Below are 11,279 nucleotides of genomic sequence, written 5' to 3' on the forward strand. Positions count from 1 at the left end.
AGTAATTCACCCGGGTGATCGACTCGTCGCCGCGCACGGGATCGCAGGTGTTCGCCTGGGTCGCGCGCTTCTTGGGTCGGGTCGAGAGCCGCCTGGTCTTGTCGGCCGCGATCATCGTGAGCTTGCTGCCCTTCGAGTGGGTTCCGCGGTTCGACGCCTTGTTCCTGGCTCTGTTCTCGATCGAGTTCGGGCTCCGGGTCCTGCTGGTTTTTCGCGGTGAGGCGCTCCACGCTCACGGCAGCGCGCGGGGCGTGACGCCGACCGAGGCCGAGCTCGAGGAGAACCGCGGCTGGCAGTGGCCGTCGACCGGGACCTTGGTCCTGATGCTCTTCGATCTCCTCGCGCTGCTCTCGTTTGTGCCCTCGCTCGTCGGGCTCGACGACGGCGACGCGCAGACTCGCTGGCTGCGGCTGTTTCGTCTGACCCGGATGATGCTGCTGCTGAGCTACTGGGCGCCGCTGGTCCGCGACGTCTGGTCGGTGGTCCTGCGTCACGAGCGGGCCAAGCAGGTCACGCTCATGGGCCTGGTCGTGCTCTCGCTGTCGTTCGCGGGCGCGGTCGTGATCGACCAGCTGCGCGTCGACGACGAGGAGCTGATCGACTTCGACGGCGACGGCGAGTTCGGCCTCGACGAGCACGGCCAGGCCGTCGATCCCGACGACGAGCGCTTCGTCGTCCACCTGTGGTGGGCGTTTCGCCAGATCCAGGACCCCGGCAACATGATGAGCTCGCCGGAGCAGATCGCCGCGGTCGTCGTCAGCGTCGCGCTGACGGTCTTCGGTCTGTTCTTGGTCTCGTTCCTGATCGGTCTGGGCACCGACGTGGTCCGCGAGCTGATGGAGCTGTCGCGGCTCAGACCGCCGGGCCTTCACGGCCACACGATCATCGTCAACATCGATCCCTCGACGCAGCGGCTGCTCCACGAGCTGCTCCGCTACTCGCGCAAGCTCCTGCCCGAGGGCGCGCTCTCGCGGGCCTGGCTGGCGGAGCTGATCCGCAACACCAAGCGCGGGATCAAGGGCGCGCGCTACCTCGTCGTCGGCCGCAGCCACGACCCGCCCGACTTCCTGCGCCAGCCCGAGCTCGCGCGGATCATCTACCGCGAGGTCCACGTCGAGGATCAGACCTTCCTGGTCCGGACCGACGTCGCCGAGGCCCAGCGCGTGGTCTTGCTCGCCGACCTCGCGGCCGAAGATCCAGACGCGGCGACGATCCAGTCGCTGCTGACGATCACCGAGAGCCTCCGCGAGGCCGACGAGGAGGCCCGACGTCGGGACTCGCTGTGGGGGCTGCCGAGCCGGAGCAGGCGCGCACGAATGCTGATCGCCGAGGTCCTCGACGAGAGCAACGTGCCGGCCGCCCGGGCGGCGATCGCCGGTGACGGAAGCGGCCGCGACAGCGCGCGGACCCGGGCCTTCGTGGTCCCGAGCGAGCGGCTGATCGCGCTGTTCGTGGCCTGCATCACCCGGCGGCCTGGGGTCGGGCGGCTGCTCGAGGAGCTGCTGACCAGCCACGGTCACGAGCTCTACACGATGTTCTTCGACCTCCCGGGCCTCGCCTATCGGCGCCCCCTCGAGCGCGGGCTCGGCGACGACGCAGGCGAGGTCATGGGCGAGCTGATCCGGCGAGCCCGCTCGCTGGCCTCGACCGAGCGCGTGGTCCCGGTCGGCGTGCTGATGGCCGGGGAGGGCGGCGCCGACGACATCGTCGTCCACATCAACCCCGAGCCCGACTTCTCGAGCGTGAGCCTCGCCCGCGGCCTGGTCGCGGATGTCGCGGATCTCGAAGACCTCGAGGATGTCGAGGATGTCGAGGATGTCGAGGGCGCGGCCAAGCTGCGCCGGGCTGCGGGCTCGGGCCAGTGCCTGGGCTTCGTCGCGATCGCCGACAATTTCGCGCGCGTGCGCGAGCTCGCCGACGACCTCCACGATCGCGCGCGCGCGCAGGTCCCCGCCGACCTCACGGGCTCGCCCAAGCTCGGGCCCTTCGTGTGCGCCGACACGACCAAGCTTCACCGGGTCCTGGTCTGTGGGTTTCGCAGCGGGACCGTGAGCATGGTCGAGTCGCTGATCCAGTCCGAGCCCCAGACGCAGATCTTGATCATGCTGCGCGATCAGGCGGCCGTCGACGCGGCCTGGGACAACTTCGACGCCCACACCAAGCTGATCGAGCGCGGCCTCCTGCGCGGCCACCACGGCCGCTTTCGCGTCGACGAGAACCAGCGGGCGCTGACCTGGCTCAACCCCGACGATCCCTCGGCCCCCAGCGACCGCCCGCACGTGCACCTGGTCATCGGCGACTGGAGCTCGTCGCGGCAGCTGACCGCGCTGCCCCTGGGCTTTGGTCACGTCGGGACCATGGACGCGGTCTTGCTGATCTCGAGCGAGCACGTCGGCTCTGACGCGCGCACGTCCAAGACCTTGATGAAGCTCGAGACCCTGACCCAAGCGCCGCGGATCGTCGCCGAGGTCCTCGACGTCGAGCTCGCGCGGCGGCTGCGAAAGCGTGGGGTCGAGCAGGGCTCCGATCGCGTCCACGTCTACTCGATCCAGGAGCTGCGCGCCTTCTTCATGTTCCAGTCCGTGGTCGTGCCCGCGTTCGACCTGGTCTACACCGAGCTCATGGGCCCGTGGGGGCAGAGCTTCGTCCAGCTCGAGCCCGACCCGAGCGCCGCTCGGCTCACGGGCACCTGCACCTTCGAGGAGCTCGCCAACCACCTCTCGCTCGACGATCGCGTGCTGTGTGGCGTCGAGCTGTGCCACGACTCCAGCCCCCACCAACACAGCTCGCGCTGCCGGACCAGCCTCCACGTCGCCGACGCGGGCTCGGGCTCGGACTCCATCGACCTCGAGCAGCTCGTCGACGTCTGGGTCATCTCGAGCGACTAGCAGCCCGGGCTGGCGGGCAGGTGTGGCATTCTGCCTAGCGTCAAATAGGGACACTGTCCTTTGGGACTGGCCGTTGTCCTTAAGCACACCACTGAGCAACAGTCTCCACTGTGTTTATGGTCTCCAAGACTCGGGCCTGCGGCCCGACAAGCTCGCTTCGCTCGGCCCCAAGGTCCTCGGAGACTGTGTTTATGGTCTCCAAGACTCGGGCCTGCGGCCCGACAAGCTCGCTTCGCTCAGCCCCAAGGTCCTCGGAGACTGTGTGCACCCGATGTGGTCAAACGGTCATGATCCCAATGTCAGGGGGCAATATCAGCATAGCGCTTGGTAACCCACAAAAATCACCGTGCATAAATTCCGTATGCTGGCAAATGTCATTGTCCGGGGGTAAAGTCCAAGCGATGGCGGTTGCGGCCACCACCCGGGTACTCACCCACCTCACCCATCCGCGCTGCGAAGTCGCGCTCGAGTTGGTCGACGACCACTTTCCGCTCCTGCTGGTCCGGTGGGCCGGTCTCATTCAGCCCCAGCACGTGCTGAAGATGATCCGGTTCTTCGACGAGAACGCCCGCATCGCAGCCGCCGAGGGCACGCGCCTCGTCCACATCTGCGACGCCCGCGACGCCGCGCTGCCCTGTCCGCTGGTCCGCGACATGCTGATCGACTGGTTCAGCGACCGGCCCCGCAGCGACAGCGCGCCCGCGCTGCTGTCGTACGTGATCGCCGTCGATCCGCTGATCCGTGGCGTCATCGCGTCGCTCAAGTGGGCGACGGGTCGCGGCGATGGGATCCGCGTGGTGCCGAAGCTCGAGGAGGCCGTCGCAGGCGCGCGGCAGGGCCTCGAAGAGGCGGGGCTGGACGTGCCCGAGATCCTGAAGCTCGCGGGCTGATCTGTCGGGCTGGTCTCTCGGTCTGGGCTCTCAGACGGGGACCGGGGTCGCGGCCACGAGCTCGCGGACGAGCTCCTGGGCGAGGCCGGCCTGATCACCGCTGCCAGCTTGCGCGGGCACCACTCGGTGCGCGAGGGCAGGGACCGCGAGCTCCTGGAGGTCGTCGATGCTGACGTGCCCGCGCCCGCCGAGCAGCGCGCGCGCGCGGGCGGCCGCGACCCAGGCGAGGGCCCCACGGGTGCTGACGCCGAGGCGAATCTCGCCGGCCTCGCGCGTGCTTTGAACGAGGCGTTGCGCGTAGTCGGCGAGGTCGGGGTGAAGGTGTACGGCGGCGGCGGCGGCCTGCAGCACGAGCAGCGAGGTCGGCGAGGGGGACGCCGACTCGGAGCCGGAGGGGCTGGGGCTGGCGGCGCGCGAGGGCTCGACGCCGCCGCTGCACAGGAGCGCGGCTTCGACCTGAGCGTCGGCGTAGCCCATGCTCAGGCGGAGCAAGAAGCGGTCGCGCTGGGACTCGGGCAGGGGATAGGTGCCGTGGTGCTCCTCGGGGTTTTGGGTCGCGATGACGACGAAGGGCTGGGGCAGGGGATGGCTCGTGCCGTCGATCGAGACCTGGGCCTCGGCCATGGCCTCGAGCAGGGCGCTCTGGGTTCGGGGCGGGGCCCGGTTGACCTCGTCGGCGAGCACGAGGTTGGCGAACACTGGACCGGGGCGAAACTCGAATTGCTCGCTGCTGGCCCGCCACACGCGGACCCCGAGGAGGTCGGCCGGGAGCAGGTCGCTGGTGAACTGAATGCGGCTGAAGCTCCCGCCGATCGCGTCGGCCAGCGCGCGCGCGAGGGTGCTCTTGCCCACGCCCGGGATGTCCTCGATCAGGAGGTGCCCACCCGCGACCAGACAGATCAGCGCGAGCTCGATGATCTCGTCCTTGCCGTGGATCCGAGTCGCGACCGCGGCGCGGATCCGGGCGAGGGTCTGAGCGTGGTCCGCGGGCGCCGCGGTCGTGGTGGGCTTGGCGATCGCGGTGTTCACAGGCTCCCGAGCACAGTCTAGCCCTAAATCAAGCGCTGAATTCAACAAGCTGAACGATTTAGGGCTAGGAGCCCGGGGTGCTAGCACGAGCCGAAAGGCGAGCGTTTGGGGGTCACGACAATTTTCGACAGAACATGATGCCGTCGCGGACCGAGAGCAGGACCTGCTCGACGCGGGGCTCATTCTTGACGTGGTCGTTGAAGCGCACGATCGCGCGATCGCTGTCGGACTTGGGATCGAGCACCCTCCCGCTCCACAGCGTGTTGTCGGCCAAGATCACCCCGCCGACCGGCAACATCTCGAGCGCGAGCTCGAAGTAGCCCACGTAGCCGCCCTTGTCGGCGTCGAGGAACACGAGGTCAAAGCGCTCGCCCGCGCCGTTGAGCGCGCGCAGGGTGTCCTCGGCCTGGCCGAGGCGCAGCTCGATCTTGTGGCCCCACGGGCTGCGGTCCCAGTAGCGTTGCGCGATTTCGGTCGCGACCGGATCGATGTCGCAGGTGATCAGCTTGCCGTCCTCGGGCAGGCCGGCGGCCATCGCCAGCGACGAGTAGCCGCTGAAGGTCCCGACCTCGAGCACGCGCCTGGCCCCGGTGACCTTGACCATGAGCTCGAGGAAGCGGCCCTCGACCCGGCCGACCTGCATCTGCGGATTCTCGAGCTTGGCGTGGGTCTCGACCCGGAGCTGCTCGAAGAGATCTGGTTCGGGCGTGGTGTGGTCGTGGATGTAGGTGGTCAGCGCGTCGCTGAGCATGGTCATGTCGGCCATGCGCGCGATGCTACTCGATCTCGCGCGGCGCGCTCAGCAGCGGCAGACTTGCTCGACGCAGGCGACCGCGCGCGTGAGGCCCTCGGCGAACTCCTGCGGCTGGGTCAGGAGCGAGATCACGAGGTGGCAGCCCGGGATGTCGTAGAGCGAGCCGGGCTGGGCCCACAGATCGATGCGCTCGAGCATGCGCAGGACCCAGCCTTCGTCGTCGAGCTCGCCGAGGCGCGGGAGCCGGAGGATCGTCGACCACCCAGCCTCGACCGACAGGCGCGAGATCGGGCTGTCGGTGATCGCGGCGTCGAGGGTCTGGAGGTTGGTCAGCGCGCGGGCGCGGATCTGGCCTTGCATGCTCTCGCTGGCCGCGAAGATCTTGGGCAGCGCGAGCTGGACCGGCGTCGCGAGGTTCAAGTAGGTGTCGGCGATGACCGACAGGCGGGCGAGGGCCGGGCGGACCAGCTCTTCGGGCCCGCAGGCGACGGTCCACGCGAGCTTGAACTGAGGCAGCGCGGCGACCTTCGACAGGCCCGAGAGCACGAAGGTCAGGCACTCGCGCTCACCGACGACCGAGCCGACGCGACGGGGGCCGGGGTAGAGCGGGTAGTCGGAGAACACCTCGTCGACGATCAGCGCGAGCTCGGCGTTGGTGCACAGCGACTCGATCGCGCCGAGCTCTTCGTGGGTCAGGTACGAGCCCGTGGGGTTGTTGGGCGCGACGCAGATCACCGCCTTGACGCGGGGGCCGTGCTCGCGGGCGAGCTTGGCGAGGCTGTCGGTGTCGACCCACCAGTGGCCGTCGTAGTTGACCGGGTAGGTGACCAGCTCGATGCGCGCGAGCTCGGCGAGGTAGTCGAGCAGCGGGTAGCTCGGGCTCGGGACCAGGACGATGTCGCCGGGATCGCACAGCAGCGACAGGAGGTGGGCGTAGGCCTCGCTGGTGCTCGCCGTCAGGCAGACCCGCTCGCCGCTGACGCGGTGGCCCCGGCGGCGGTAGTAGTGCTCGGCGACCGCGTCTCGACCCGCGCGCAGACCGAAGGGCTCGGGCTCGTAGGCCATCGCGCGCGCGTCGAACAGCTCGGCGTAGAACTCCTCGGGGTACGCGAGCTCGACCGCCGTCGGGTTGCTGCATGACAGGTCGAGCGCCGTGCGTCCGCACCGTTGGTGGTGCATGCGCGCGTGCGCGAGTCGGTTGGGTGAGACATCCCAGGCCGTCCTACGCGAGAACATGACGACCGAACTATTGCATGCAAACGCCTGCGCTGTCGTAGCAAAATTGCTTCGATATCAATCTGTACCTTTTTGTCCCAATTGCCGCGCTCGCGGACGGCGCTTGCGCAATTGGCGAAATTGCGCGGCGGGTTTGATCCAACGGCCGAATCGCTTCTAAGTAGCCGAATCCGGCCCTTCGGCCACCTGTTGAAATCATCAGCGCAGGGCTTCGCTGGCCGGGAGATCAATCGACGAGGGGTGGGCGCTCAATCCGCATTGATTGGATCGGCGAACGGCGCAAATCGTTCGCAATCATCGCATCCCCCAAAAGCTCAGCTCAGCCGAGGCGAACGCGCGCGCGCCTGCGGGCGGTCAGCGCCGGCAGCCTCAGCTCGAAGCCCATCGCCGCCCGTGCTCCGAGGCTGTTGCTCGATCCATCTTCGATCAGCAGCTCCCCGCCTTGCAGCTCCAAGATGCTGGTTGCGATCGGCAGCCCCAGCCCGAGCCCCGTGTGGCCCGGGAGCCGGAAGAAGCCGCGCCGGGCCTGCTCGAGCTCGGCGAGGGGCACGAGGGCCCGGGGACTGACGATGCGCAAGATGATCTCCCGACCCCCGTTTTGTCCGCGCTCGGACACACACGAGATTTCGATGGTACCCGTCTGGAGGCCCTCAGCGGCGAACATGAGCACGTTCTCGAGGGCCTGGGTGGTCCGGTAGGGGTCGACGAAGGCCGGCGGCAGGCCCGGCGCGAAGGTGGTGTCGAAATCAATAGGGTGTCCGACTCGAACGCGCGCGTGCTGGATCGCCCGCGAGATCAGCGTCGCGGGTGGGGTTGGCTCGCGGTGCAACTCCATCCGCCCCGCTTCGATCTTCGCGGTGTCGAGGATGTCGTCGATCTGCTGGAGGAGGTCCTTGCCGGTCCGGTGGATGGTCCCGATCATCTCGAGCTGGGCAGGCGCGAGTTCGCCCTCAATGCCGGTCGTCAGCAGCTCGCTGAAGCCGAGCACCGAGTTGAGCGGTGAGCGCAGGTCGTGGCTCATGTTGGCCAAGAACTGGCTCTTGAGCCGGTCGGCCTCGTGGCCCTTCTCGATCAGGACGTACTTGTGGACGTTGGCGTCGGTGATGCGCCCGACGAGACGGTCGACGCCCGCGACGAGCCCGCGCAGCTCCGCGGTCGCGAAGGTCTCGACGGCCATCGGCTCGGGGATCTCGCCGTCGGCCACGGCCGCGACCTGGCGGCTCGCGCGGCCGAGGTCGCGCTCGACGTCACGCAACAACAGCACGAGCGACGCCAGCCCCGCGACCAGGCCCAGGCCGATCATCGCGAGCCAGGTCGGGGTCGAGGTCGAGGGCGTGGGCGGAAGGGGTACGCAGGCCCGGGTGACGCCGTGGGCCCCGGTCGTGACCACGTGATCGACGCCGCCATCTTGGTCGAGATCGACGAAGCCCTCGGCCGAGTCGAGGCCGGCGGGGACCGTGCCCAGCCGCTCGTTCGCGGTCACGAGCCCGCGCTCCGGGTGTTGGGCCAGCATCGCGTCGAGGGCCCCGCGATCGCCGGACTCGGCGACCGCCAACAACGAGAGCGCGTCGCGCATCGCGGCATCGCGTGCCTCGATCTCGAGCAGGCGCTCGGTCCACAGCGCGCCGACGAGCACGGGCACGATCACAGCTCCGAGCAGCGCCAAGCTGGCGGGCCCGCCCAGGCGCAGGGTCAAGCTGCGCTCGACCGGAAGCGCGAGAGGATCGGGCCGCGGGGCCGTGAGGTACTCGGGCACCAGCATCGCGCGAATGCGGCTGCTCGCCACGCTGATCAGCGGCAGGAGCGAGGCCAGCGAGAGCGTGAGGAGGATCGTCAGCGCGCTCGCGGGGACATCGGTCCTGCGCGAGACGACGACGACGGTGACGACCGTCGCGAGGGTGAGCCAGGCCCCGAGGGTCGTCGCGGCGACCCGCGGGACCGCGAGCAGCTCGCGAAAGGCCAGCTCGACCTCCTGGTCGGGGACCTTTCGGGTCGCGCGGGCCTCGAGCGCTTCGATCCGGGCGCGGCGATCTCGGAGGATGAGCAGGGGCCAGACCAGCAGCGAGGGCGCCCCCGCGAGGGCGGCCGCGAGCGGGCTCGGTCCAGTCGCGCGATCGAGGCGCGGCCAGCGAAGGAGGGGCAGGCGCAGCGAGACGTGGACGACGGCGCCGAGCAGGATCACGAGCGCACCCGGGATCAGGAGCTCGAGCGTCGGTCGCGACGCGAGGGTGGTCAGCGCGGCGGCGTCGAGGGTCAGCGCGGCCCAGGTCACGAGCCAGGCGAAGTGGACCAGGCCGAGGAACGCGAGCAAGCCGACGATGCGCTGCTCGACCGCGAGCCGTCCGAACACGGGCGGACCGGCGTGGGCCCGGACCGAGTCCGAGGCCGATGAGCGCGAGGTCTCGCTCATCGCGGCGCCACCTGGCTCTGGTCGGGCTCCGGGGGCTCGACCGGCAGTCGCAGCGTGAAGGTCGAGCCGACGCCGAGCTGGCTCTCGGCCGAGAGTGAGCCGCCGTGGGCCTCGGCGATGCGGCGGGCGATGGCCAGGCCCAGCCCCGTGCCCCGGACCTTGCGCTTGGGCGCCCCGGCTTGTTGGTACTCCTCGAACACCGCGTCGAGCTCCTCGGCCGCGATCCCGACCCCGGTATCGGACACCGCGATCGACACGATCTTGGCCTGGGCCTCGAAGCGGACCATCACGCTCACGCGGCCCGCCTCGGTGAACTTGATCGCGTTGCTGAGCAGGTTGGTCACGACCTGGCCGATGCGCTTGCGGTCGCAGGAGACCTCGGGGACGCGGCCACGAATGTCGGCGTCGAGCCCGACGCCGCGCTCGCGCACCTGCGAGCGGTGAATGTCGACGATGTCATCGACGAGGGCGTCGAGCTTGCACGGGGCGAAGCGCAGCTCGAGCTCGCCGCTCTCGATCATCGAGAGGTCGAGGATGTCCTCGATCAGCTCCTGAAGCTGGCGCCCGCCCGCGAGGATCAGGCGGATGTCCTCGGCCTGGGCCTCGCTGAGCTCGGTCTCGAGCAGCAGCTGGCCGAAGCCGAGGATCGAGTTGAGCGGGGTCCGGAGCTCGTGGCTGACCGCGGCCAGGAACTCGCGCTTGGCCGCGTCGGCGGCGTGGGTCCGGTCGAGGGCGCGCTGGTAGGTGGCGACGTCGTCGGCGAGGCGGGCGCGGAGGCGCTCGAGGCTCGAGAACAGCTGGCCGACCGCGTCGAAGCTGGTCACGCGTACGGGGCTCGCCAGCGGTCGCGCGCTCGCGCTCGCCTCGTCGTCCCAGCCGATCGCGTCGAGCCGGGCCGCGAGCCCGATCACGTCCCGACCTGGGCTGAGCCCCGCGCTCGCAGCCGCGATCGCCGCGAACACGATCACCGAGGTCGCCGCGAGCATCGCCAGCCAGGTCCGCGAGTATCCCAGCCAGGTCTCGGGGTTGCTCGTGTGGACGATCCCGTGGGCGAGGACCAGCAGACAGGTCGCGACGGCGAGGCCGACCACGAGGCGCACGAGTCGGCCGGCCAGAGTCGGAGGCTCGAGTCGACGGCGGCTCGGGCCTGTCAATTGGGTTCCGGCCGCGCGCCGGGCCAGGGCTTCGGCCTCACCGGCCCGCGCGGTCACGGCCGAGAGCGCGTGCTCGAGCGTGAGCGCGATCGCTAGGCCGGGCGCCGTCGCGGTAGCGAGCAGCGGCACCGTCGTCAGCAGCGCCTGCTCGAGCTCGGGGGTGCTCACCGCCCAGACCCAGGGCACGCCGATCGCCACGCTTGCGATCGGCGGCAGCAGCCCAAACACCGCGGGCGCCGTGCGGGTCGCTTCGTCGAGCCCCTTGCGCCTCGCGACCGCCGCCGTGATCAGCGCGACGACCGCTGTCAGACCCACCACGCTGAACAGCGAAGCCCGCAGGTCCGTGCCCAGCCAGCTCCGGTCCTCGACGATCAGCGCGAGCAGGCCCCAGCTACACAGCAGGTGTGCCAGCGCCGCGACCCCCACGGCGCCGAGCAGGCGGCGAGCCGTGATCGCGCTCGGCGACGCCACATGACTCCCAGTAACGGCAGTCTTGCGGGGGATCGGGACATCCTCGTCGCGCTGATCCAGCTCCGACAACGATATCGTTTTTACACTCTTTGCCCTCCGCCCGCGGCCCCAGTCAGTCTCCCAGAGTGTCGAGGCGGATCCCCGAGTCTCGGAGCCCTTCCAGGGGGCCACGGAGGCGACCGCGAAGCTCAAACCAGCCCACCGACCGGCCGGCCGCTCGCGGCAGAGCTAACGCCTGTGGGGGTCTAAAGGAGCCGTGGCAGAGTAGCTGACGCCTGTGGGGGTCTAAAGGAGCCGTGGCAGAGTAGCTGACGCCTGTGGGGGTCTAAAGGAGCCGTGGCAGAGTAGCTGACGCCTGTGGGGTCTAAAGGAGCCGTGGCAGAGTAGCTGACGCCTGTGGGGTCTAAAGGAGCCGTGGCAGAGTAGCTGACGCCTGTGGGGTCTAAA

Annotated in this window: 7 protein-coding genes; 2 read left to right on the forward strand and 5 right to left on the reverse strand. The window is 69.5% G+C overall.

What is annotated here, in order from left to right:
• The first annotated feature begins 14 nt into the window (after positions 1–14).
• Both ENSA5_RS20805 and ENSA5_RS20810 read left to right on the forward strand, forming a co-directional pair.
• A complete protein-coding gene (locus tag ENSA5_RS20805; protein WP_146155930.1) occupies positions 15–2,888 on the forward strand; it encodes an ion transporter in 2,874 nt (957 codons plus the stop codon).
• Between the two features lie 401 nt (positions 2,889–3,289).
• Positions 3,290–3,778 carry a hypothetical protein gene (locus tag ENSA5_RS20810; protein ID WP_146155931.1) on the forward strand — a complete coding sequence of 163 codons (489 nt, stop codon included), beginning with the start codon at positions 3,290–3,292 and terminating at the stop codon, positions 3,776–3,778.
• Between the two features lie 30 nt (positions 3,779–3,808).
• Here ENSA5_RS20810 and ENSA5_RS20815 read toward each other — a convergent pair whose 3' ends face one another.
• From ENSA5_RS20815 to ENSA5_RS20835, 5 genes are all read right to left on the reverse strand, one after another.
• Positions 3,809–4,807 carry an AAA family ATPase gene (locus tag ENSA5_RS20815; RefSeq protein ID WP_258182944.1) on the reverse strand — a complete coding sequence of 333 codons (999 nt, stop codon included), beginning with the start codon at positions 4,805–4,807 and terminating at the stop codon, positions 3,809–3,811.
• 112 nt (positions 4,808–4,919) lie between these two features.
• Positions 4,920–5,573: an O-methyltransferase gene (locus tag ENSA5_RS20820; protein WP_106393426.1), complete on the reverse strand. Its 654-nt coding sequence runs from the start codon at positions 5,571–5,573 to the stop codon at positions 4,920–4,922.
• A 33-nt stretch (positions 5,574–5,606) separates the two neighbouring features.
• Positions 5,607–6,797, reverse strand: coding sequence for a pyridoxal phosphate-dependent aminotransferase (locus ENSA5_RS20825; RefSeq protein WP_106393427.1), 1,191 nt, complete (start codon positions 6,795–6,797; stop codon positions 5,607–5,609).
• Positions 6,798–7,116: 319 nt separating this feature from the next.
• Positions 7,117–9,207, reverse strand: coding sequence for a sensor histidine kinase (locus ENSA5_RS20830; RefSeq protein ID WP_106393428.1), 2,091 nt, complete (start codon positions 9,205–9,207; stop codon positions 7,117–7,119).
• Complete coding sequence (locus tag ENSA5_RS20835) at positions 9,204–10,901, reverse strand: sensor histidine kinase (protein ID WP_181197994.1); 1,698 nt, start codon at positions 10,899–10,901, stop codon at positions 9,204–9,206. Before ENSA5_RS20835 ends, ENSA5_RS20830 begins: the two co-directional genes overlap by 4 nt.
• Between the last annotated feature and the right edge of the window lie 378 nt (positions 10,902–11,279).

The sequence above is a fragment of the Enhygromyxa salina genome (genome assembly GCF_002994615.1).
Lineage (GTDB): Bacteria > Myxococcota_A > Polyangia > Nannocystales > Nannocystaceae > Plesiocystis > Plesiocystis salina_A.